This is a genomic window from Limosilactobacillus avistercoris (assembly GCF_014836425.1).
Taxonomy (GTDB): domain Bacteria; phylum Bacillota; class Bacilli; order Lactobacillales; family Lactobacillaceae; genus Limosilactobacillus; species Limosilactobacillus agrestimuris.
Map to the genome: position 1 here is coordinate 1 of NZ_JACSQW010000001.1, position 24614 is coordinate 24614.

General features: G+C 39.5%; 22 protein-coding genes and 2 tRNA genes. 6 read left to right on the forward strand and 18 right to left on the reverse strand.

Translation table 11 applies throughout. From position 1 onward, the window contains the following. The coding region (locus tag H9564_RS00005; protein WP_404804663.1) for a transposase at positions 1 to 219 on the forward strand (219 nt) is incomplete at its 5' end. A 79-nt stretch (positions 220 to 298) separates the two neighbouring features. On the opposite strand, the gene rbsK is transcribed toward H9564_RS00005, so the two are convergent. Further along, on the reverse strand, positions 299 to 1219 hold the full coding sequence (gene rbsK / locus H9564_RS00010; RefSeq protein WP_191683667.1) for a ribokinase: 921 nt from the start codon (positions 1217 to 1219) through the stop codon (positions 299 to 301). A 152-nt stretch (positions 1220 to 1371) separates the two neighbouring features. On the opposite strand from rbsK, the gene H9564_RS00015 reads away from it, so the two are divergent. Further along, positions 1372 to 2616, forward strand: coding sequence for a DUF389 domain-containing protein (locus H9564_RS00015; RefSeq protein ID WP_191683554.1), 1245 nt, complete (start codon positions 1372 to 1374; stop codon positions 2614 to 2616). Positions 2617 to 2669: 53 nt separating this feature from the next. Here H9564_RS00015 and H9564_RS00020 read toward each other — a convergent pair whose 3' ends face one another. From H9564_RS00020 to H9564_RS00045, 6 genes are all read right to left on the reverse strand, one after another. Beyond that, positions 2670 to 3056: a DUF3021 family protein gene (locus tag H9564_RS00020; RefSeq protein ID WP_191683555.1), complete on the reverse strand. Its 387-nt coding sequence runs from the start codon at positions 3054 to 3056 to the stop codon at positions 2670 to 2672. A gap of 1 nt (position 3057) precedes the next feature. Next, on the reverse strand, positions 3058 to 3510 hold the full coding sequence (locus H9564_RS09305) for a LytTR family DNA-binding domain-containing protein (protein WP_191683556.1): 453 nt from the start codon (positions 3508 to 3510) through the stop codon (positions 3058 to 3060). Position 3511: 1 nt separating this feature from the next. After that, complete coding sequence (locus H9564_RS00030) at positions 3512 to 4369, reverse strand: ABC transporter permease (RefSeq protein ID WP_191683557.1); 858 nt, start codon at positions 4367 to 4369, stop codon at positions 3512 to 3514. Beyond that, positions 4370 to 5224 carry an ABC transporter ATP-binding protein gene (locus tag H9564_RS00035; RefSeq protein ID WP_191683558.1) on the reverse strand — a complete coding sequence of 285 codons (855 nt, stop codon included), beginning with the start codon at positions 5222 to 5224 and terminating at the stop codon, positions 4370 to 4372. Positions 5225 to 5569: 345 nt separating this feature from the next. Further along, on the reverse strand, positions 5570 to 6496 hold the full coding sequence (locus H9564_RS00040) for an L-lactate dehydrogenase (RefSeq protein WP_191683559.1): 927 nt from the start codon (positions 6494 to 6496) through the stop codon (positions 5570 to 5572). A gap of 79 nt (positions 6497 to 6575) precedes the next feature. Then, entirely contained in the window at positions 6576 to 7421 is an 846-nt protein-coding gene (locus H9564_RS00045) for a DUF3737 family protein (protein ID WP_191683560.1), read from the reverse strand. Positions 7422 to 7692: 271 nt separating this feature from the next. Here H9564_RS00045 and H9564_RS00050 point away from each other — a divergent pair, with 271 nt between their 5' ends. Both H9564_RS00050 and H9564_RS00055 read left to right on the forward strand, forming a co-directional pair. Further along, complete coding sequence (locus H9564_RS00050; protein ID WP_191683561.1) at positions 7693 to 8853, forward strand: MalY/PatB family protein; 1161 nt, start codon at positions 7693 to 7695, stop codon at positions 8851 to 8853. A 245-nt stretch (positions 8854 to 9098) separates the two neighbouring features. Beyond that, a complete protein-coding gene (locus H9564_RS00055) occupies positions 9099 to 10121 on the forward strand; it encodes a cation diffusion facilitator family transporter (RefSeq protein WP_191683562.1) in 1023 nt (340 codons plus the stop codon). Positions 10122 to 10199: 78 nt separating this feature from the next. On the opposite strand, the gene H9564_RS00060 is transcribed toward H9564_RS00055, so the two are convergent. Together H9564_RS00060 and H9564_RS00065 are read right to left on the reverse strand one after the other, a co-directional pair. Next, positions 10200 to 10271, reverse strand: a tRNA-Gln gene (locus tag H9564_RS00060). A gap of 6 nt (positions 10272 to 10277) precedes the next feature. Then, positions 10278 to 10349, reverse strand: a tRNA-Glu gene (locus H9564_RS00065). A gap of 185 nt (positions 10350 to 10534) precedes the next feature. Between H9564_RS00065 and H9564_RS00070 the strand changes: the two genes are divergently transcribed. Next, positions 10535 to 11092, forward strand: a complete 558-nt coding sequence (locus H9564_RS00070) for a PepSY domain-containing protein (protein WP_191683563.1) — start codon at positions 10535 to 10537, stop codon at positions 11090 to 11092. A 139-nt stretch (positions 11093 to 11231) separates the two neighbouring features. Beyond that, the gene (locus H9564_RS00075; RefSeq protein ID WP_191683564.1) at positions 11232 to 12152 is read left to right on the forward strand and encodes a prenyltransferase; all 921 of its coding nucleotides are present in this window, start codon (positions 11232 to 11234) and stop codon (positions 12150 to 12152) included. A gap of 88 nt (positions 12153 to 12240) precedes the next feature. On the opposite strand, the gene tpx is transcribed toward H9564_RS00075, so the two are convergent. From tpx to mnmE, 9 genes are all read right to left on the reverse strand, one after another. Next, positions 12241 to 12735: a thiol peroxidase gene (gene tpx / locus H9564_RS00080; protein WP_191683668.1), complete on the reverse strand. Its 495-nt coding sequence runs from the start codon at positions 12733 to 12735 to the stop codon at positions 12241 to 12243. Between the two features lie 86 nt (positions 12736 to 12821). Continuing rightward, positions 12822 to 14177 carry a branched-chain amino acid transport system II carrier protein gene (brnQ, locus tag H9564_RS00085; protein ID WP_191683565.1) on the reverse strand — a complete coding sequence of 452 codons (1356 nt, stop codon included), beginning with the start codon at positions 14175 to 14177 and terminating at the stop codon, positions 12822 to 12824. Positions 14178 to 14547: 370 nt separating this feature from the next. Continuing rightward, on the reverse strand, positions 14548 to 15552 hold the full coding sequence (locus tag H9564_RS00090) for a DUF1002 domain-containing protein (protein ID WP_191683566.1): 1005 nt from the start codon (positions 15550 to 15552) through the stop codon (positions 14548 to 14550). A 146-nt stretch (positions 15553 to 15698) separates the two neighbouring features. Beyond that, positions 15699 to 16304, reverse strand: a complete 606-nt coding sequence (lepB, locus tag H9564_RS00095; RefSeq protein ID WP_191683567.1) for a signal peptidase I — start codon at positions 16302 to 16304, stop codon at positions 15699 to 15701. 85 nt (positions 16305 to 16389) lie between these two features. Beyond that, complete coding sequence (gene murE / locus H9564_RS00100) at positions 16390 to 17928, reverse strand: UDP-N-acetylmuramyl-tripeptide synthetase (protein ID WP_191683568.1); 1539 nt, start codon at positions 17926 to 17928, stop codon at positions 16390 to 16392. Continuing rightward, complete coding sequence (gene asnB / locus H9564_RS00105; protein WP_191683569.1) at positions 17929 to 19836, reverse strand: asparagine synthase (glutamine-hydrolyzing); 1908 nt, start codon at positions 19834 to 19836, stop codon at positions 17929 to 17931. A gap of 17 nt (positions 19837 to 19853) precedes the next feature. Beyond that, the gene (locus H9564_RS00110) at positions 19854 to 21095 is read right to left on the reverse strand and encodes a carboxylate--amine ligase (RefSeq protein ID WP_191683570.1); all 1242 of its coding nucleotides are present in this window, start codon (positions 21093 to 21095) and stop codon (positions 19854 to 19856) included. Between the two features lie 129 nt (positions 21096 to 21224). Next, positions 21225 to 23123, reverse strand: a complete 1899-nt coding sequence (gene mnmG / locus H9564_RS00115) for a tRNA uridine-5-carboxymethylaminomethyl(34) synthesis enzyme MnmG (RefSeq protein WP_191683571.1) — start codon at positions 23121 to 23123, stop codon at positions 21225 to 21227. Positions 23124 to 23133: 10 nt separating this feature from the next. Next, positions 23134 to 24522: a tRNA uridine-5-carboxymethylaminomethyl(34) synthesis GTPase MnmE gene (mnmE, locus tag H9564_RS00120; RefSeq protein WP_003716329.1), complete on the reverse strand. Its 1389-nt coding sequence runs from the start codon at positions 24520 to 24522 to the stop codon at positions 23134 to 23136. Positions 24523 to 24614 lie beyond the last annotated feature (92 nt).

Here is a 24614-nt window from a genome sequence, read left to right on the forward strand (position 1 = left end):
ACTCCGGTTTATTTTGCCCATGCTTATTCACCACATGAACGCGGTAGTAATGAGAACCGTAACCGAGTTTTGCGACGATTTATTTCCAAGGGACAAGCTATTGAAGAGCTGAGCGATCGCCAGCTGGTTCAAATCAATTGGTATCTGAATTCCCGGCCACTTAAATGTCTTAACTGGCGCACACTAATCGAGATCTTCCTGCTTAATTTACGTCATTAAATTCGTTCAAGTTATTTCTTGCAATCTGCCGATCTCAAAAATCGATGGTGAAAATTTCACATTTCACCACCGATTTTTTCTATTCTTCCAATGCCGTCTTAACTTCATCAGCAAGGGGAATTGATGGCATTGCACCCATTCCCTGGACTGTCAAACTCGAAGCCCGTTGCGCATATGTTAATGCTGCTTTGAGATTTTTAATGTCTATATCCAATTGTGAAACCAACGCCCCGATAAAGGTATCACCAGCTGCTGTGGTATCCACCACTTTGACCTTAAATGCAGGAATCAACCCATGCTCATTTCCTGTAGCATAAAACGCTCCCCGATCACCTAATGTAATGATCGTATTTTCTACACCATTATTCTTAAAGAATTCGGCGTTTTGCAGGAGAGAATTTTCATCATTCACTGCGATCCCACTTAGCAGCTCACTTTCAGTTTCGTTTGGAACAATAATGTCAGTATAGTCTAGCAGTTCTGGAATTAATTCACTAGCTGGTGCTGGGTTAAGGATTGTTATAACGCCCTGTTGCTTTGCTAATTTAAAGGCAGCTAACGTTACATCTTGTGGCGTTTCTAATTGAGCAACAATAAATTTGGCTCCCTTTAGTCGTTGCCGCAAATCTTTTAAGTTATCTCTCGTCATGGCCTGGTTAGCACCACCGTATACCATGATATCGTTTTGGCCACTTTCATCGACCGTAATCACCGCACTCCCAGTTCCATTATCCGGATCAACAGCAATTCCACTTGTATCAATATCATTTTCTGCCAACGTTTTAATCATTTCTTGACCGTCATTATCCGCACCAACTGCACCGATAAAAGATACCCTAGCACCGGAGCGAGCTGCCGCAACTGCTTGGTTTGCACCCTTACCACCTGGAGCATAACTCTTCTGTTTCACAGAAATTGTTTCTCCCGGTTGCGGAAAACGAGCAACTTGATAAATCGAATCAACGTTGATACTTCCAAGGACTATTACCTGATTCACTATTCTTCCACTTCTTTCCCGATTAATGTTTTCTTTATTATATTAGTTAACCTTAATCAATTTCAAATTACTTGAGGTTCAGCAAATTTCCACTTGCCTATTAGTTAGTAATTCGTATACTTATTAGTGATTTTGACTTTATAGGAGTGTTTCCCGTGAAACAAAAGCAATACCTTACCCCAGAATTTATCAACCAATTGACAGCCGATAGTAAACTTAATCTTGAGAATCTGATTATTTTAACCTGCGCGATCTTTATTGCCAGTATTGGTCTCAACATGAATTCCACGGCAGCAATCATTGGGGCAATGTTAATTTCACCTTTAATGTCACCACTTCTTGCAATCGGAACTGGTCTCGCGATCTATGATACTCACTTAATCAGGAATGGTGTTTCAACAATTATTACGGAAGTGGTTATTAGCCTAATCGCTTCCACAACTTACTTCTATTTTTCACCGCTTTCCTATGCCAGCCAAGAAATTCTGGTGCGAACTTCCCCGACAATTTGGGACGTGATGATTGCCTTTTTCGGGGGAACCGCTGGAATTATTGGTGCCAGTAAAATGAAAGCAACAAACATCGTTCCCGGTGTCGCAATCGCAACAGCCTTAATGCCACCACTCTGTACGGTTGGTTATTCCATTGCATCCGGCAACCTTAACTATTTCTTGGGGTCTGGTTATCTCTTCTTAATTAACGTGATTTTCATTATCTTGACGGCCTTTTTTGGCGCAAAAATAATGAATTGGTTGAACAAACCAGGACAAAAGCATCCCGGGATCCTTCACCTTCCCACGTATAAAGAAGTCCTTTTCATTGCTGGACTCTTATTACTTCTCATCCCTAGCGTCCTTTCTGCTAAGCAAATGGTGCAGAAATCAATTGCTCAAAATAATGTTCACCATTTAATTACTAAGGAATTCAAGGATACGTCAATCATTAAGGAAGATATTAACGAACAAACAAAAACAATCAACCTCACGATCTCAGGCTCTAAAGCCAACATGAAAAAGATTAAAAGAGTAAAGCAGCGACTACAAGATTATCATTTATCCGGATACTCCTTAAACGTTATCCAGGTTGCCCAACTAAATGCATCTACCGAGGCCCAAATCGATAATCGGATTACTAGTATCATCACTCAACAGCAGCAGGCCGAGAAAAAGAAGCGTGAGCAACAACTACAAAAACAAAGTAAGCAAAACAAAAAGATTGCTAAGATGTCTCGTGACATTAATTCCGTCACCGCTGTCAGCAGTTCGGACACTAAAAAGAATTCCATCATTATTGAACTTAACAAGTCATTAAGCCATGATCAAAAAGAAGCATTGATTGTCAAAATCAAGGATAAGTATCCTAATATCGATAAAGTTGATTTTGTACTAAAAGATGATTAAAAAAAGCGAGGCCGGGAAAAACAAAATGTTTTTCCCGGCCTCGCTTTTCGAATTTAGCGTTTTAACTTTTTCAATTGTGAGTTAATTTTATTGATTGATTTTCGTTGCTCTATGATACAGATTAACCAAATTATCAAATAAACAACTAAAAAGATTATGAATGTTAACCATGTAATAGTCCAATGGTTAATCCAGACCATTAATAAGAACAACAGGAATGTTCCGAATAAATGAAGAACTAATGATGGAAGCATCGCTAAGTCTGATTCAAAAATAATCGTTAATAAGCCAATTAAACCGGAAACGATAAAGACTGAAATAACTTCCTTTTTAGTAGGTACCATTCCAACATATAAAAACGTAGTGACAACAAGATAAGTAATGGCTCCATAACCGACGCCAGTAACAAAATAACGTAACCACCTGTTTATTCTACTCATTTTATAATCCAAGCTCTCTTTCTAAATCTGGTAGGAACCGCCGTGAAACATCAGTCTTTAAATTATTTGATAAAATTGCAACCATATTTCCTGCAAAGCCGCTTTCAATTGACTCCAAATAGTTAACATTAAGTGCAGCATGTCGCGAAACCTGAATAAAATCACTACTTAGTTGATCTAACATCTTGTATAAACGGCCGGTAGTTTGAATGGTTTCTTTTGCAGTATAAATACTAACCTGTGTTCCTTGTACTTCTAATTTGATAATGTCATCATATTTCACCGTGATGATTCGATCCGGTGTTTTAATGGGTAAGAGGTCGCGGTTTCTTTGTTTAAAGCTATTGAGATAATCAAGTAATTTTCTGACAGTGATGTTCTTTTCAACTGCATGGACCTCAACTTGAATCTCCTTTTGGTCTAACGAAGGGTCTTTTTCAAAACTAATTTTCACTTTAATTAGTCCTCTTTCTTTCACTAATAAAGGAGATTATAACAATAATAAGTACTAATGCAATAATCATTTCTACTAAGACCCATGCATTGTCTGCGCGACTTAATAAATAACCAGCAATTTTAAAGTGAATTCCTAAGTAATTAGCCATTTCAGTTCTTAATGATGCAGATAGTTTCTGATGACTAATCTGATTTAGTAATAAGCTTCTTAAACTAGTAGCTTCATAACTACTTGGTACACATTTTACAAGGGTCTGTATATGTTTGGATAAGGCACCATATGGTAAGTACATTGCTACAGCAAAACCAGATAATGTACCAATAATCGCAGACAGCCGACTGAAAGTAGTTGAAGAATGAATAAAAACAACAATTAATGCATTTAATAAAGTTGCAGCAATCGATCCTAATAAGCTAAACATCAACAGTAATAAGTAACCATTATTAGGAAGTTCAATCTTATCCACAATTTTAAAGTAAGTAACCATTACGATTAGCGTAATAATTTGCATTAGAAAACTAATTAATGCAGCAGATAACACGTAAATTAAATTAATTTTGAATTGAGAAAGTTCTGTTAAACGAAGGTCATCAGCCTTCCTACTTTCTTTATCCTTTATCATCTGGCCCAGAGCTTGGAAAGACGTTGTAATTCCCGCAACTGACACAATACCAGCAATCATCCATAGATCAAGTAGTTTGGCAATATCGGGAAAGTAATGCCATGAATCCTCTAAGTTTTGCTGTAAGAAGCCAATATAAATGAAGAAGGAAATTAATGCCCCTAATAATGACATGAAGACACCTGGAACGTTATTAAAGTAGATTTTGATATTTCTTTTTAGTAAGGCAAACATTTATTGGAGCTCCTTTCCAGTGATATTAATGAAAGCATCGTTAATTGTTCCTTTGATATATTCAAAGTCAACAATTAAATCATGATATTGATGCAAAAATTCAATCGAGTCTTGCTTAGGGATTGCTTCAATTTGAAGTTCAGTACTACTTAATTGATGACTTGGATATTTAGTAGTTAACGATTTAGGATTATTAGACTTTACCGTCAATTTTGTAGGAGCATATTGCTGCTTAATTGTGTTGGCTGAACCCTCAGCTAAAATTTCACCATTTTCCAAAATATACATTTGATCAGCATTTTCTGCTTCCTCTAAGTAGTGAGTAGTTAAGAAAATAGTTAAATTCTGTTCTTTTTGCATTTTCTGTAACAACTGCCAAATAGCTAATCGAGTTTGTAAGTCTAAACCAGTTATTGGTTCATCGAGAAATAATAAGTTTGGCTTGCCAATTAATCCGCGGGCAATATCAGCACGTCTTTTTTGTCCACCTGATAATGTTCCATACTTCTGATTAAGAATTTTGCGAATTCCAATTAAATCAATTAATTGTTCTAACCAAGTTGTTGAAGTGTCCTTATACATTGCTGCACGAAGATATAGGTTATCTTTAACGGTAAGTGTTTCATCAAGAATGCTATTCTGGAATACAACTCCTATTCTTAAATTACGATCATAAGTAATCGTTCCGGTAGTGGGCTTAATTAGTCCAGTAAGAATATTAATAGTAGTTGACTTTCCAGCTCCATTTGTCCCTAGATAGGCTACTAGTTGTCCTTGATTAATTCTTAAATTTATTCCTTTTAGAGCGGTCTTTTTACCGTATTTTTTTATTAAATTGTCTGCTTGAATTAACATCTGCTTTCTCCTATCACTTTGCTTAATATGCTTGTTATGATAGGGGAATAACTAAGGCTTGTCTTAAAATTAATCATGAACGGTTGAGTTGATAACATAGACGGTAAATTTGAGAATACAAAAAGGCCAGAATTTCTCCCGGCCTCATAGTGTTAAATTATTCTCTATACCTTTTTCAAGTATAAAAAAGAGCACCTTTTCAGGTACCCCGCCGGCTCGGCTCGGAACAAGTAACCAACTGATTCCAATTTGCACGCCAGCATCTTAATCATCATGGCTATATTATATCATGGACATGGATAGATTATTTTCAACTATTAGATTTGTCCATCATCAAATCTTTAATTACTTATTCAAACTCTCACTATATTTCTGCTTAATGAAGTTAGCGGAGTTTTGGAGTTTTGCCAGTTCTTCATCGGTTAAGTTAAGCTGGCTTTGCTTGATAATCCCTTGCCGTCCCACGATTGCAGGATAAGAAAGGTAAACACCGTATTCTTCACGGAAATTAGATACCGGAAGTTCAGTTCGGGAATCGCTCAAAATAACGTTAACTAAACGTACAGCTGCAGTTGCGACACCGTAACTAGTGTATTTCTTTCCTTTGAAGACATACCAACCACCAAGCTTAGAATCCTTATCCAATTCTTGGAGATCAATATTCTGTTCTGCGGCAAGCTTCGTAATTGGTTGATCAAGAACCCTGACCGTTGACCAGGCAGTAAATTGTGAATTACCGTGCTCACCAAGGTTATATCCACTAACGGAGCGCGGATCAACATCAAACTTATCCGCAACTACCCGCTTCATTCGGGCAGAATCAAGCAGCGTTCCTGTCCCGATTACCTGGTTCTTTGGTAGACCAGTTAGCTTTTGGTATAAAGAAGTGATCACATCAACCGGGTTAGAAATAACCACAATTTTCCCGGAAAAACCACTTTCCTTAATCTTTGGCGCAACATCATTAACTGCCTTCCAAGTATATGGCAGTTCAACAAACCGGTCCGCTTGTGGTTGATCTTGTAGCTTAATGTTACCAACAACAGAAACAATTACTTCAGCATCCTTTAATGCCGAATAATCATTAACAATGATGTTTGTGTGATAAGGCAGGTTCGGCATTGCATCCTTAAAATCAAGGGCATCGGCATTGACCTTATCCGCATTTGAATCGATCAATACCAAGTCATCGGCAAAGCCGTTTGCAACAATATAATGGGCAACCGTTGAACCAACGTGACCCATCCCAATAACAGCAACTTTTCGTGACATTTGAGCGCCTCCTATTATTAAAATAAGATTAGAATTAAATTATAGTTAATGATACCACTCTTAATTCTTCACGCAATCACTATTGTTCCTTTTGGATAATTTTAACCTTGCTTTGATCAATCTTCTGGTCAGTCATGATGATCTCGTCAACGTGATCAACCTTAATTTGACCACTGATTGGGTTCTTAATACTCATGATCGAGCCTTTAATTTCAGCATCAATGTTTTTGCATAGTTCAAAGGCTAAATCAGTTCGTAGTGTTCGGCAGTTCTTCATCGTTAAATGATCGATATAGCATAGTCCCTGGTCACTTTCGATCGTGCAGTTAATAAAGGTAATATTCTTCGTGTTCCACGCCAGATATTCACCACTAATTTTAGAATCGTAAATGGTGACATTTTCACAGTTCCAAAAGGCATCTTTCGATACTAACCGTGAATTATGGACTTCCACGTTTTTAGCACCATCAAAGACATAGTTTCCAACTAAATCAAGGTGATCAACATAGATGTTTTCACTATTTATCCCCAAGTAATCACCATTAGCGTAAACGTTGTGCATCTTGATATTCTTACAACTCCACATCGTTTCTTCAGCGTCAGAAAAATGAACATTATCTAGGGTAATTCCATCACACCGCCGAAATTCCTTTGGTGCTTGAATGGTACTGTTAGTAATTTCAATATCATTGGTGTACCAAATTCCCGAGCGTGACATCTCTTCAAAAATGGTATCCGTAACCTTAATGTGATCGGAATACCATAATGGGTACTTCCACGTGAAAAGGACCCCGTTTAAGTCTAAGTTAGCCGTTTCTTTTAATGGTGATTCACCCTTACCGAACGTTGTATTAATCAATTTTGTATCGTGGATACCATAAAGTGGGCGTTCGCCATCGTAATAGTCATCCTTTATTTCTTGCATGTTTATTGTTCCCCTTTACTGGACCTCTTACTCTTCCAAATACCTATTAATTTAAGAATAGTCCTAATCAATCACATTGTGCAATTAATATACTTACTACGCTAAGATTAACATAACACTAAGCGGTTAAAAGTGAAAACACCTATCATTAATTGTCTAATATTCAATTTATGTATACTCACCCTGCTTACCTAAATAACATCTTTTCATTAAAAATGATGTACAATCGAATATAAATAGACAATTTAAGCACACTCAAAGGATGATAAAAATGAAATACGATTTTGATACAATTCTTGATCGTCGTCACACTAATTCGGAAAAATGGGACGTTAAGCCTAACGAATTGCCAATGACGACTGCTGATATGGACTTCAAGACAGCCCCAGAGATTATGCAAGCAATGAAAGATAAAATTAATTCTGGCGCTTTTGGTTATGAATATCCTAGTCAAGAATACTTTAACGCTGTTGCTCACTGGTACAAAACTGAACACAATGCGGAATCACAGACTTCTTGGATGCGGTTCGCAACGGGGGTAATTCCTTCAATTACCGCTAGTGTTAACCACCTTAGTCACACAGGAGACAATGTTCTCTTAATGGAACCTGTCTATAATACCTTTTACAATTCCATTTTGAATAGTGGTCGTCATGCTCTGGCAAGCCAGATGAAGTATGACCAAAATTCTTATACCTACTCTGTGGATTGGGAAGATCTTGAGGAAAAATTGAGTAACCCACTAACGACCCTGATGATCCTCTGCAATCCTCATAATCCAACCGGCTACGTTTGGACACGGGATGAATTGATCCGGATTATTAAATTAGCCCAAAAATATGGTGTAATCGTTATTAGTGACGAAATCCATGGAGACTTGGTACTTAAAGGCCCTGATTATACCCCCACCTTCTCCTTGCCAGAAGATTGCCGCCAAAACGTTGTTACTTTAGTTTCAACTAGTAAGACCTTTAACGTGGCTGCACTCCATGCCGCTACCGGGATTGTCGCTAACCCAATCTTGCGGGAACGGTTTACCCGAGCAATCAATAAGTACGAAGTTGCTGAACCTAACCTACTAGCAATCCCTGGTACAATTGCTGCTTATAATCATGGTGCTGACTGGCTCCACCAACTCAAGCAATACCTATTAGGCAACCGTGAATACTTGGAAGACTTTATTAAGTCAAACCTGCCACAGCTTCATGTCGTTCCGGGAACTGCTACCTACCTTGTTTGGATTGATGTTAGTGAAGTTACTGATGATAGCGCAGCACTTGCACAAAAGATTAGAGAAAAAACTGGATTAATTATTAACCCAGGAACTTACTACCATGGTAACGGAAACAACTTTATTCGGATTAATATTGCCTACCCACTGGCACAAGTTAAGGATGGTTTGAACCGGTTGGCTAAGGCAATTAAAGACTAATTAATTCCTGCGATTAGACTCTATAAGTTCAGAGACTATTAGTGACAAAAAAGGTTGAGGAAAACAAAACGTTTTTTTCTCAACCTCTTTGCTATTTTTAATGATAGAACTGTTAGCCATCCTTGCGAAGTGGGATTACGAACTAGACAAGCTAGTTTTATCCCACTCTCCTTGTTTAAATTCCTTTTATGAACGTAAATAAGCGTTATGATAGAAGTTAATTGCGTTTTAGGGAGTAACTTAAATTGAGTAAACTAAAAAAGCATATTAATCGTGAAATGAACCTGTGGGAACATAACCAAGCGAACGAGTTAGCAAAGATTCGGGCGTCACAGCGACACTTAATTTTTAACTTGGTTGCCTACGTTTCTATTTCTGTAATTGAATATTGGTTAGCCGAAATTAGTAAGTCACAGACTTTGCGGGCCGATGCATTTAACAACTTATCAGGGATTATTTCAACTTTTCTCCTGATGATGGGCCTTCATATTGCTCAAGATATTGATGACGATGACATTGCCGGGGTAGAAATGCCTGATGAGAACGAAAATGTCCTCGGTGGTGATCAACGAATGCAATTTATCCGATGGCGGTATGAAACGGTCTTCTCATTAGTAACTGCCGTTATCATGCTAGTAATTGCCTTTGATGTTGTCATTGACGGGATTAAGGCTCTGATGAATCCCGCGAGCCGGGTAGTTCCCCAACCAGTAGCCATTATTGGGGCAGGAATTGCTTCGGTAATTATGTTAGTTGTTTGGTATATGAACAGAAAAGCTGGCCAGCGACTGCAAAACGCTGCCTTGCTTGCATCGGCTCAAGATAGTTTAGCTGATGCCTTTACTAGTATTGGAACAATGATTGCCATCGCGGGGGCTCTCCTATTTAACCTTTCCTGGCTTGATGGTGTTACAAGTATTATCGTTGGTTTCTTTATCCTTTATTCTGGATTAAAGATCTTCTTCCAAACCAGTTTGAACCTTGTCGATTACTTTGATCCCAAGGCTGAAAAAGAATATCGAAAGGCAATTCTCAAGGTAAAAAAAGTTAAGAACGTTGCAGAATTAAAAGCCCACTATAACGGTAATGTTGTTTCGCTTGATGCGACCGTCTTAGTAGACGCCAAAATGACAATTCTTGAAAGTTACCAATTATCCGAAAAGATTGAACGAACGCTCCGGGAAAAATTTGGAATCGTCGATACTGATATTTCATTTATTCCTGATCCCCATTCCTTTTCTGATAAGGATGTTAAGGGCCACTTCTAAGGGATGTTTCATAGGAAACAATTACGTAAAACAAAGAGTCTGCTAAATCGTAACGATTTAGCAGACTCTTTTATCATATTGGGCTAGCTGGATTCGAACCAGCGCATGACGGTACCAAAAACCGTTGCCTTACCGCTTGGCTATAGCCCAATAAAGTGACCCGTGCGGGATTTGAACCCACGATACCAGCGTGAAAGGCTGGTGTCTTAACCACTTGACTAACGGGTCATACTATAACACAGCACAAATAATAATATCAAGTCTTCTCCAAAATTACAAGCATTTTTCGTAATTAAATTTAAAATTTTGTCTCCTCTTAATCATCTTAGTACATTAATAATTTCCCTTATATTTTAATTACCACCATAATCAAGTATAATTACTATAATGCTTAAACTAATCAGGAGGTTATTATGACAGAAAAATCATTCAAAAAACAAGTAATCCATTTGCTTGCCGTTACGGTTTTAACCACTAGTTCTTTAGGCGGCGCAGTTCTTGCAACCACTCCCGTTGCTTCTGCCACTACTGTTTCACAAAGTAAGATTAAAATTAATGAAAAGACCGCTGTAAAGAAATTCAACAAACAATTTAAGAATGTTAAAGTTGACGAAATCCAATTAGAAACTAAGGGCAACAAGTTTGTTTATGAAATCTCCGGAAGCGATAACCAAAAAGAATATAGTGCTCATGTAAATGCTAAATCGGGTAAAGTAACTAACGCACATTCTGAGCCGATTGATAATGGTGATCAAAAGACTCACCTAGACTTAGATAAACTCATTAGTCGCAAAAAGGCAAACCAAATTGCCGAAAAAGCAGCCAAAAATGGTAAGGGTCAATCTTGGACTCTTGAAAACGAAAATGGCACTCCAGTTTGGGAAATTGAAGTCGTAAATGGTCATAAGTCAACTGACGTTAAGATTAACGCCCAAAGTAAAGAAGTTCTCAACGTAGAACAAGATGATTAATAAAAAATAAATTAAACTCTCCAAAGCTTACAAAAAGGTCAGAATTTTTCTGGCCTTATTTTATTACTACACTAAAAACTATCTGCCTCTTATAGTAAGATAGAGCAGGTTTAATCATTCATTGAAAGGACTTTTGTTTATGGATATTCCTAATCATCGGCAACAATTTGCTGCACTTGTTCAAGCTCAAACAACAGTTATTTCTGCTTTACCCTACTTGCTAGGTTGCGCATTTACCTACTTTTACTATCGCCACTTTAATTTAGGTGACACAATTCTTCTTTTTATTGCTGTTATTAGTTTTCACCTTGCCGTTAATGGTCATAACCAATACACCGACTACCAACGATTCACTACCAGTGGTTCTGTTTCTGAAAATAATATAATCGCTAAGTTCAAAATTGCTTTGCCTTGGGCCCGGCTGATTATCGGCAGTTTAGTTCTAATCTCAGCAATCATCGGAATTTATCTTACAATTAAGGCTGGTTGGCCCCTTCTTTTAATTGGAATTTTAAGTTTCATAATCGGCTATGCTTATTCTGGTGGCCATCATCCAATCCTTAAAACACCTTTAGGGGAACCCGCTTCTGGAATCACAATGGGATACAATATTACACTATTGGCTATTTATATTAATATTTACAATTCTCCCCAATTTGATCCTTTCTTTTGGTTAACGGGCCTCCTTGTTTCTCTGCCAGCGATCCTAGTAATCAGTAACGTCATGCTTGGAAATAATATTTGTGACCGCAAAGAGGACGTTCAGATTGGCAAGCGAACTCTCGTCTATTATATTGGTCGTCCTGCTGCCATGAAGGTGCTGGTTAGTTGCTACGTTCTTAGCTATATTGCAATTATTGCAGCGGTAATTCTTCGGCTTTTGCCTATATTTACTCTTTTTAGCTTACTTACCATCCCACTTGTTTACCAACGAATTAAAGTATTCATCAATCAGCCAGATAAAATGACCACTTTCTTTAATATTCTGATTAGTTTACAGCTAATTTTAATTAGTGAAATCACCTTTACCGTTATCGGAATTTTCTTCAATATTAGATAAACCAATTTAATTACCGCTAACATTGATAAAGACCCCAAGTTCAATTCTATCGAACTTGAGGTCTTTATACTTTATTTAATAATCAGTATTAAATTAACTTCTTCAATTCTGCCAATGCCTGATCGTAATCAGGTTCATCCGTTAATTCTTCAACAATTTGGCGATAAACAACTTTTCCTTCCTTATCAAGGATCCAAACTGACCGCGCAAGAATTCCTTCGTCTGGAATTAGTAACTTGGAGGCGTAACCAAAGGATTCTTCCTTGTCAGATACCAACTGCATGTTCTTAACACCTTCAGCTGCACACCATTTTTGTTGATCTTCAATCGTATTAGTTGAGATCGTTAAGAAGTTAACCTCTGGGAACTGATCCATCGTTGAGTTAAACTTCTTTGTTTGAATACTACATACTGGAGTATTAATATCTGGAACAACACTTAATAACGTTACCTTTCCAAGTAACTGACGAGTTTTTATTTTATCGTCATTCTTATCCAATACCTTAAAGTGCGGAAATTCGTCACCAACTACTGGCGGATTACCAACTAGTTGCCGTTTTTCACCATTGATCATGATCTCCATCATTAATCGCTCCTTTACTAATTTTGATTGAATCAAGTATAACCAAAATCAGCATAAAAATCACTCATTTAATTTCTTAATTTTGTTTATTCCACCCGTTTCTTATTTTGGAACAAACAAATGCAATTCCCAATAATAAAGCCAACAACCGCAAAGGGAATCCACGAAAATCCTAAGGAAAAGAGTGGGAAATATTGGTGGGCAATCCCAACCATTGCCTGAGTAACCGCTGTCTTTTGCAATACTGCTGGTAAATGATTTACCAAGTCAAAGATTGCTGGGATAAGCGTCAAACCGGTCGTCACTCGATATACAATCGGGTCAGTCTTAAAAAGTGGTGATGTAATCCCCAAGAGCGTTAAGGTAATTGCCAACGGATAAAGGAACATTAAGACCGGGGTCGACCAGGTAATAATTTTATCCAAGCCCAAATTAGCTACTAAAAGTGAAAAAAGACAGTTGAACAATAAAAATACTTTATAAGAAATCCGAGGAAACAGGTGGTGAAAATCCTCTGAAAAAGCAGCCGCAAGCCCCATCGCAGTTGTCAAACACGTAACGGAGGTTAAGGTCGCTAATAATGCATTTCCCGCAACGCCCATGTAATGGTAAGCAATCTGGGCTAGCGTTATCCCACCATTATCCGCAATCTTAAATTGGTGAAGACTCGTTGCCCCCATCCAAATCAGACAAATGTAAATAACAGCGATTCCCAAGATCCCCACTGTCCCACTTTTAGCTGTGGTCCACGAAATCTTTCTTGTGTCCTTAATTCCTAAATCCTTAATCGCACTAATTACCGCGACACCAAACGCCAAGCATCCCAGAATATCCATCGTGTTATACCCTTGAAGGAACCCACTCGCAAATGCGTGGTTCGTATATTCCATCGTAACTGGCGTTGTGTGGGTATTCCCCATTGGCTTAATAAACGCCAAGAAAAAAATAATGAACAGCATGACCAGGAAGATCGGGTTAAGAATTTTGCCAATGAGATCTGTAATTTTTGCTTCAGTAACGGTCAAACCATAAACAATCGCAAAGAAGATCCCTGTATAAATTAATAAGCCAATTGAATTAGCACTTACGGAAATATGCGGAGCAAAACCAATCGTGTATGGAACCGTCGCTGTTCGCGGCATCGCAAATAGTGGTCCTAGAGTTGCCTGAACAAGGACTAAAAAGATCAATGCATAGTAGTGACCAATTGGCCGTGCCAGGTCATAAATCCCGTCTGAACGCGTAATACTAATTGCCAGTAGTGCCATTAATGGTAGAAGGACACCGGAAATCAGAAATCCACTACTCGCGCTTAGCCAATGGGCACCCGCTAATTGTCCTAAGTGGACCGGGAAAATAAGGTTTCCCGCACCGAATAACACACCAAAAATTAAGGACGCAATTACTAACGTTTGCCGTCCCGTAATCTTCTTCTCTTCCATTTTTAAATTTCCCCCAAATAAATCTCTCTTAACGTCAACAATTAAAAAAGCGCCCCTTAAGCAAACTGCTTAAAGGGCGCCAGAGCGTGTTACCACCTTTTTTTACATTATTATCACTAATAATGCCTCATCTCGTACATTGAACTAAGTCAAAATACGATGACGCGATAACGGGCACTCCCGGTTAGGACTTCTCTCCGTCGCCCTAACTACTCATAGGTTACTTTCTTCTCGAGCTGGTTTCCCTGACTTTCACCTGCCCAGGGTCGCTAACTTAAACCAGTATTAGATTACTCTCCTAATCGCTGTATTTAATCGTTAACTATTGTTTATTAATATACAAAAAGTTACTCAATTCGTCAAATTGACTTTAATTAAAGAACCCTTGAATCCAGTTCACAAAGCGATCCCACCAGGACTGGGCTTGTTGTTGGGTAGCTTTTCCATCCTTTGAATTCAAGAACTGCTTGGCCCTATTCATCAAGTCACCGGTTGAGTTCTTAACGTTATTGATCGTGTCGCTAACATGGGAACTGTAGTCCTTACTTGAACTAATCGGAGCGTTATTGAACTGAACAAGTGCATTTACAATCGTGGTTGTATGGTTCTTGGTCTCATTATAAATATTCTGTTTCTTCAAGTTTTGGTTCAAAGTATTCTCGATTTGAACCTGCGTTGGCTGTTCTCCACTCCGTTTTTGCTTATTAATCTCTTTAGTCGTATTACCAACTGCTGCCATTAATTTCCCAGGATAACTACTATCATCCTTATTGGCTTCAATTGCATCATTCGTTGCACTCAACATTTGGTTAGCCGATTGAGTGTTTTGGTGGTTTAAATCAATTCCATCCGCATTTAATGCCTTATAAACCCCAGTAAGCGCTGATTCGCCCGATACTGGACGGTTAGCGGAAACTGTAATTGTCACATCTGTTACCCCGGCCATTTGAGCAACCATCGCATATTGCTGGGCAGTTACCTTGGTGATATTACTCTGACCATTAAACTTCTTCACGTTTACCTTAACACCAGATCCTGGATCAGTCGGAACGATGGAGACAGAACTTACCATGGCCGCATTGGTTGTTGAATCATTGGGGTTAATGTACTTTTGATAATCACTAGCAGTCGCCGTAAGAGTCGTAAAGTCGCTATTCACTCCCAAGATATTGCTTAATTCACTTTTCTCCGCTGCTCCAGCACCATAGACAACATATGACTTATTCAACGTGTGTGTCTGGGTGGTTGAAGCAGAGTTCGAACTTGCCGTCACCTGATCATCCGCATGAACAACAACCTGTGAAACGGGGGTTGTTACTAGCGCCATCGCTAAGGTAGATGTTAATAAGATTACTAATAATTTCTTTGAACGCATTATTTATTCTCCTATCAAAGACGGATTACTATCCATCGTATTATTTAATAAGAATAAAAAAACTGCTCTAAAAATACTAGCTCTTTGCCAGAATCTTTAGAACAGTTTATAAATTTTGAAATGCGGTATTTACTTGAACTTACACACTAATTTGCCCAGTAGTGCTTCCACTCTTGGTTAACATTGTACCGTGTCGTGGCTGTTCCGGTCCAAGAAGGAACCTTAACAACCCCATCAATTTTGCTCTTTGGTACAAAGCCCCAGTAACGACCATCATTAGAAACGCTCCGGTGATCCCCAAGGACAAAGTACTCTCCCTTTGGAACCTTTGTTGCACCACTATTTCGCAACCAATTATTTTGAACTGAGACGCTTCTCAAAGTCCAATCACCGGTTCCAGAAGTTCGTTGGGTCTTGTTAATGTAGTTCTGGTTAATCTTCCGCCCATTAACGTAGATATTGCCGTTATCTGATCGGACAGTATCACCAGGAACACCAATAACCCGCTTAACGTAATCAGTCTTAGTAGCCACTTGAGGATCAACCCCGTTGGCATCAAAGACAATTACACTTCCGCGGTGGATCTTTACAGTTTTCAGGCAAAAGACCCGTTCATTATTCTGCAAGTTAGGTAACATTGACGGACCATCAACCCGCACGATTTGGAATAAGAACTGCTTAATTAACAGGGCAATCAATAATCCAATTACAATCGGGATTACCCAGCTCATCGTTTGACGAAATGCTTTCATTACCTTTTATCCCTCGATTTCAAAATCATTAAGACTAAGAAAAGTTTACCATAAAAACGGTAAATGGCGTAATTCTACTCCACTATTATTTATCATACTCTTCCATTAGCTTCTGTGACAATTGGTAATCACCAACGTACGGGATATCTTGGCCCTTTTCGTGCATAAATTGTTCACGACCCTTAGCAGCCATAAACATTGCATCTCCAGGCTTAGCCATTTCGAATGCCTGCTTGATTGCGGCTACCCGGTCAACATTAATAATTACTTTGACGTTTGGATTAGTAATGTGCTCCTTAATGGCTTCGTCAATGTGGTGTGGATCTTCAAAGAAGTTATCTTCACTCGTTAAGATTGCAACATCAGCATACTCAGAGAGTGCCCGACCAACATCCTTTCGGCGGGACTCAGCCTTCCCACCAGCAGCTCCGATGACCACAATTAACCGGCCATCAGGATATTCATGTTTCATAAACTTAAAACTCTCGGATAAGCTTAGGTAGTTGTGAGCATAATCAACACAGGCAACGAGGCCAGCTTTATTTTTCAGGAATTCCATCCGGCCAGGAACCCGGGTTTCCTTCAACCCTTGGGCAAAATCAGATGGATCATCCTTGAGTTGGGCACTAACAGTAATTGCCGCTAAGGCATTGCTGTAGTTAAAGTGTCCCGGAATCATTACCCGAAATTCGCCGTTAACTGCTGACAAGTTGTCGTTATGTGACGAAACATCAAAGTAACCGTGTTCCTTACCATGGTAACGGTAATCAGCATCGCTTTCGTCACTACCGAACGTAATTAACTTCTTTCCCAATTCATGAGCCTTTTGTGCAAGTAACTCATAGTAGTCCATATCCCGATTAAGGATAACGGTGTCACTATTTACGATAATCTGACTCTTGCACCAAAGATAATCATCAAAGGTTGGGTGTTCAACTGGACTGATATGATCCGGTGAAATGTTCAAGAAAACACCGATGTTAAAGTGGAGATCATAAACCCGTGACTTCTTATAAGCTTGACTAGAAACTTCCATTGCCAAGTACTTCATTCCGTTATCGACAGCCTCTCTCATCATCCGGAAAAGATCTAGGGATTCTGGGGTTGTCAGATGAGCTTCAATAAAGTTCTTACCATCAACACACTCATCAATTGATGAGAATTGACCAACTACTGGGCCAAATTCATGCGCTAAGATATGGCGGGTAAAGTAAACAGAAGTAGTCTTCCCCTTTGTTCCCGTAAAGCCAATTAATTCAAGCTTTTCATCGGGACATCCATAAAAGTGACGAGCAATCACTGCCATTGACTTTTGCACATCAGTAACAATGATTTGTGGCGTTGATTGAGCTTGCTGATCTAACTTGTCAGTGTAAACAAGTTCAGAGATCGCAGCAGTTGCTCCTTTTTCAATGGCACTTGCCAAATATTCAGGGTTAAACTTCAAACCCTTACAGAAAAACAGGGTGCCATCACTGATCTTACGGGAGTCATAGGATAGATCGGTAATTTCGGCGTTTGCCGTATTTTCTGGGACAGTGTAGTACCAGTCACCGTTAATAATAATTTCCTTATAAAGACCATTTTCTTTTAGTAAATCAGTGATTTCTTTTAATGTGAGCATTTATTCAACCACCTCATCAAGTTTTTTAACTTCTTCAGGAATAAAGTCATCAATAAAGTATTGCTTGTACCATACCAAGAAAGTATAGATTGTCCAGATCTTCCGTCGACCATCAATCTTACCGTTAAAGTTATCATCAAGTAACTTCAAGATCTTATCTTGGTCAAAGAATTCCTTAACAAAGTCTTGTTCAAAGAGATCTCGAACTTCTTCGTAGTACTTCTTTTCACGCAACCATGCCCGAACTGGAACTGGGAAGCCCATCTTTGGCCGAGTTGCCCATTCTTCAGGAAGGTGACGGTTAGCTGCCATCCGGAAAGCCCACTTAGTTCCGTGACGGTTAAAGAGGTACTTCGTTGGGGTATGACCAGCAACCCGCATCACTTCACGGTCCAATAATGGTACCCGTAATTCAAGTGAGTTAGCCATACTCATCTTATCGGCCTTCAAGCAGATATCACCAGGCATGAACTTGTGAATATCAAGGTATTGCTTCTTGGCAACTTCATCAATGTCCTTATCTTCAACATTCTTCAAAATTGGGTCAATAATATCATCAATTGTTGGACCACAGTTGTACTTTTCTTGAAGAATATCAGCTGCTTCATCTGGTGAGAAGATGTATGCTTGTCCAATAAACTTCGATTCACGAACTGGTGCCAATGCACGGAACATATGTAATTGACCATGGAAGTGCTTGCCGTCTAACCATTTAGCAATCTTGTAACGCTTTTCTTGTGGCAATTCACGTAACTTATCAGTAAACCAGCGGATTAACATTGAGTTGGAGTTGAAACCATAGTCAATGTAACCAGCAAATAATTCGTCGGCCCCTTCACCAGAAAGCATGGCCTTGTAGCCATTTTCCTTAGCAAGACGGGTCAAGAAGTATAACGGAATAACTGATGGGTTTGAGTCTGGTTCATCCAAGTAGTATTGAATCAATGGGAAAGTATGGAACGCTTCCTCATTAGTTAACTTTGCATCAGTGTTCTTCAGATCAAGCTTGGCAGCAAGTTCACGTGCCTGCTTAGTTTCATCATAGGTACTATCGAAACCAATTGAGAAGGTATTGTCTGGCCGCATCATTGCTGTAACGTAACTTGAGTCAACCCCAGCTGAAAGGAAGGACCCAACCTTAATTCCCTTATCAGCAAATGAGTGGGCTTTAACGGAGTCACTTACGATATCTTCAATGTTATCAACGGCCTTATCGAACCCTTCATCTTGGGGATCAAAGTCTGCGTCCCAGTATTCCTTCATGTCAAATTGACCGTCTTTATAGTGGAAATAGTGACCTTCTGGCAACTTGTAAATATCCTTAAAGAAGGTCTCTTGAGTTGCTGAATATTGGAAAGTCATGTACGGCTTTAACGCATTCTTATTTAATTCCTTATTAAAGTTCGGGTGATCAAGGAAGGCCTTAATTTCAGAACCAACAAAGAAGGTGCCATTCATCTTCCCGTAGTAAAGTGGCTTAATTCCAAAGTGATCCCGGGCACCAAACATATCCTTATTTTTGAAGTCCCAAATAATAAAGGCAAACATTCCCCGGAGACGCTTTAAGACATCGTCACCCCATTGTTCATACCCGTGAAGGATAACTTCAGTATCAGCATGAGTCTTGAAAGTGTGCCCTAAATCAATTAATTCTTCCCGTAATTCTTTAAAGTTGTAAATTTCACCGTTAAATTCAATTGCCATACTGTTATCTTCGTTAAAGATTGGTTGGTTACCACTCTTAACGTCGATGAAACTTAACCGTCGGAAACCAAGAGCAACATTTTCGTCTACGTATTGACCTTCTGAGTCTGGTCCCCGGTGGATGATCCGGTTCTTCATTTTCCGAATCAAGCTATCTTTAAGCTTTGGATCTTCGTTATCAACGAAGGCTACAATTCCACACATCTTGAATTCTCCTTTTCTTAACGTTGTACAAAGTACTTTTGGTAGTTCTTATTAATCAACCAGAATGAGTAATGCATTAATAGCCGTTGCTTGAAGCTATCGTTCTTATCAAAGGCAGTCGTTCCCCACTGCCCTGCTTCCAAGAGCTTCTTGGCCTTTTCCTTATATTTATTTTCTTTAGCATACTTGTAGAAAACCTTCTTTGGCGCATTAAGCCAGAGCATGTTTCCCTCAGCATAATCAGTTTCTTTAAATGGCTTGTGATCAATCACATCATCAACCACGTACTTAGCTAAGTTATAGCCATTAAGGGTACAGTAGAAACTACTCCGCCCCTGACGAAGGTTAATTTCAAAAATCTTGAACTGCTTATCACGCCGGTCATACTTCATATCAAAGTCCGCAAAACCAACGTACTTTACTTCTTCCAAGAACTTTTGAATTGTCTTGTAAATTGCCATATCCTTTTCTGGCAAGATCACCATGTAGTTGCCGACCGCTACTGGTGACGGATCTTCTAGCAATGGATGAGCTAGACTAATCATCCGCACATTGTGGTCAGAATCCACGTAGGCGTTAACAGTCCGCATATTGGAGTCATCACCCGGAATAAAGTCCTGGGCAATCATTTTCCCGGTATAACCAGCCTTGTAGATCTTTGGCATTAAATCATCAAATTGTTCACGCTTATCTAAAACATAAGCTTTCTTCCGTCCTTCAAAGTGAATATTAAGCCATTCAACACTATCAGAAGGCTTTAACGCAATCGGAAAATCAAATGGCAATTCAATTGGTTCACCAGATTCAACTTCTTCTTTAGTGATAATCTTTGTCTTTGGGTAAGGAAGACCATATTTTTCCGCTGCTTCGTAGAACGTTTCTTTCGTTCCCAGCTTATTAAAGAGATCTGCATCCACATATGGACAAATGAAGTGTTCTTTTAATTCATCCAAGTGGTTAGCGATCAATTCTGTATAACCATCCCCACAAGAAAGCAGTAAGTACTTCTTCTTTGGATCAAGGTTCGCAGCAATCTTACGCATTGTTTCAATAAAAACTGGATCCTCATTGAATCCTTCAACAACATGGACATCGACCAGCTTAGTATAACGAGTTGGTGCCATGTGCATTACTCCATAGGCAATACTCTTAATACCATATTCTTGATAAAAAGACCGTGCCATTCCGTAACAATTAAAGTCTGTCCCTAACAGGATTGGTTGAAAATCCTCGCGGGGTTGACTAATCTTTTCACTCATCTCTACTTGCCTCGTTTGCTTTTTAAATCAATCTTCAGTATAGCGATTCTCAAAATGTTTGTAAATAGAATAAAATGAGGCGTAAATCAAACTTAACTTCAAACTACGCCTCATTTTAAATTACCGAATTTACTTTCGAATGTAGACACTCAAAATTGCTAAGTCAGCAGGATTTACCCCACTAATCCGAGAAGCTTGTGCAAGGGTTTCAGGACGGATTTTTTCAAGCTTTTGTCGACCTTCTGTTGCCAAGCCATCAACCTTTTCGTAATCAATGTTAGCTGGGATCCTCTTTGCTTCCATCCGCTTTAATCGAGCAACCTTTTCTTCTTCCTTCTTAATGTAACCTGCATACTTTAATTGAATTTCTACCTGTTCAATTACGTGACGATCCACCTCTTCAGCCGGTGCCGGAATGAATTTCATTAGCGTCTCATAATTAACGTATGGACGCTTAATGAAGTCAGCTGCGGTGATTGCATCCTTCAAGCGATTATCACCATGGGCCTCGATGAATTGGTTAACTTCATCGTTGTTTGGCTTAAGCTTTTCACTCTTTAAGCGGGCAATTTCGTCTTGAACTTGCTTTTCCTTCTTTTCCATCTTGGCATAACGTTCATCGCTGACAAGGCCAATTTCATGCCCCTTCCCCATTAAACGGAAGTCAGCATTGTCATGGCGAAGGATTAACCGGTATTCAGCCCGGCTAGTCAATAGACGGTATGGTTCCTTAGTTCCCTTCGTTACTAAGTCATCAATCATTACCCCAATATAAGCATCTGACCGCTTAAGAACAAACGGCTTTTTTCCAAGGGCCCGCAATCCTGCGTTAATTCCTGCAATCAATCCTTGACCAGCGGCCTCTTCATAACCTGAAGTTCCGTTAGTTTGGCCAGCAGTATAAAGATTTTTAACTAATTTAGTTTCAAGTGTTGGGTGAAGTTGGTATGGTGCAACCACATCATATTCAATCGCGTATCCGGGGCGCATCAATTGGGCATCTTCTAGTCCCTTAACAGAATGTAAAATCTTTTGTTGGATTTCTTCAGGCATTGAAGTGGATAACCCATCGACATACCATTCGTCTGTGTCTCGCCCTTCAGGTTCCAAGAAGATTTGGTGACGACTCTTATCCGCAAACCGGACAACCTTATCTTCGATTGATGGGCAGTAACGTGGGCCAACTCCCTTAATTACCCCGGAGAACATTGGGGCTCGATCAAGGTTATCCCGAATTAGTTCATGGGTTCCCGGATTAGTATAGGTTAACCAACATGAAATTTGTTCACTTAATGGTAAGTAATGATCATCAGGGGTATCAAAACTAAAGTGGTGGACTTCCTTGTCACCAGGTTGTTCTTCAGTTTCGTTATAGTGAATTGTATTCCCATTAATTCGTGGTGGGGTTCCGGTCTTAAACCGTTCAAGATCAAAGCCAAGTTCTTCAAGGTTCTCCGAAAGTTTTACAGCAGACTTGGAGTTATTTGGACCTGACTCATACTGGAGTTCACCAATAATAATCTTTCCCCGAGCAGCAGTTCCGACAGTCAAAACAACTGTTTTTGCATGGTAACGGGCACCAGTATTTGTAATGACCCCCTTGCAAACACCATCTTCAACAATTAGTTGGTCGACAGTTGCCTGACGAAGATCCAAGTTTGGTTGCTTTTCAATTGTTTCCTTCATTGAACGGTGGTACGCATGTTTATCGGCTTGAGCACGCAATGCCCGGACGGCAGGGCCCTTCCCGGTATTGAGCATCCGCATTTGAACATAAGTCTTATCAATATTGTGCCCCATCTCACCACCAAGGGCGTCAATTTCACGAACCACAATTCCTTTAGCAGGGCCACCAACAGACGGGTTACATGGCATGAAAGCAACCATATCGAGGTTAATGGTTACTAACAAGGTCTTGTTTCCCATACGGGCAGCAGCAAGTGCCGCCTCGCTTCCTGCATGACCAGCACCAACGACAATTACATCATAATTATCGCTATCGTATTGTACTGCTTCACTTGTTTGCATTTTCTTCCTCCTATTTTCCTAGACAGAATTGACTAAAGAGTTGATCTAACAATTCATCTTGATAACTATCACCGGTAATTTCACCTAAGAGATCCCAACAACGGGTCATATCAATTTGCACGAGGTCAACTGGCATCCCCGCAGCAATTCCCTTAAGGACATCACCTAAAGCATCATCTGCTTGGTGGAGCAGCCCAATATGACGCGCATTCGTTACCATTACGCTATTCTGGTTATTTTCAATTCCTTCTTCAAAGAACATCTTACTAATGGTTTCACCAAGCTGATTCATCCCCTCATTCTTTACGATTGAAGTTTCGATCAACTTGTCGTCTCCCACTAGTTTCTTTAATTCATCCCGATCGACCTTATTTGGTAAATCAGTCTTGTTTAAAATCACGATTCGTTGTTTATCCTTAGTTGCTTCAAGGAGTTCCCGATCTTCGGCAGTTAATTCTTCTGAATTATCAATTAACAATAAGATAAGGTCAGCAGCATCCAAGGCCTTCCGACTCCGTTCAACCCCAATTTTTTCAACCTGATCTTTTGTATCGTGAATTCCCGCAGTATCGATCAACTTCAGTGGTACCCCATTAACGTTAACGTACTCTTCAATCACGTCCCGGGTTGTCCCAGCCACGTTAGTAACGATCGCTTTATCTTCATGTAATAAGGAATTAAGCAAACTGGATTTTCCGACGTTTGGCCGACCAATAATGGCAGTTGCTAAGCCTTCCCTGAGGACTTTCCCCTGCTTTGCGGTCTTTAATAGTGCTTCAATCCGTTGGCGAATTTCAGTAGCCTTTTCCTTAAGCATCTTGGTCGTCATTTCTTCAACCGCATCATATTCTGGATAATCAATATTAACCTCTACTTGGGCCAAGACATCCAAGATATCCTTCCGAAGCTTACGGATTAAGTGGGATAAGTTCCCGTCAAGCTGGTTTAAGGCGACCTTCATAGACTTATCTGTCTTTGCCCGGATTAAGTCCATTACAGCTTCAGATTGAGATAGGTCAAGACGCCCATTTAAGAAGGCCCGTTTGGTAAATTCACCTGGTTCTGCCATTCGGGCACCATAGCTTAGTACCAGTTGGAGGATCCGGTTAGTTGCGAGTAGTCCACCATGACAGTTGATTTCCACAACATCTTCACACGTATAAGTATGTGGTGCACGCATTACCGAAACCATCACTTCATCAACTTCTTCATTATTATCAGGGTCAATCACATGACCATAGTTGATCGTGTTTGTGTGAACTTTGGCGAGATCTTTTCCCCGATAAATTTTTTGCGCTACTGGAATTGCGTCATCCCCACTGATCCGGATGATCGAAATTCCCCCTTCACCAACTGGGGTCGAAATCGCTGCAATTGTATCATTATCAGTGTTTGCCACCGTCCAGACTCCTTTCTAATAAAAAAAGCGCCCTCCACGTCATCCGCCAATCGCTTAGCAATCACATGGTCAAAGCACTTTCACTACTTTAA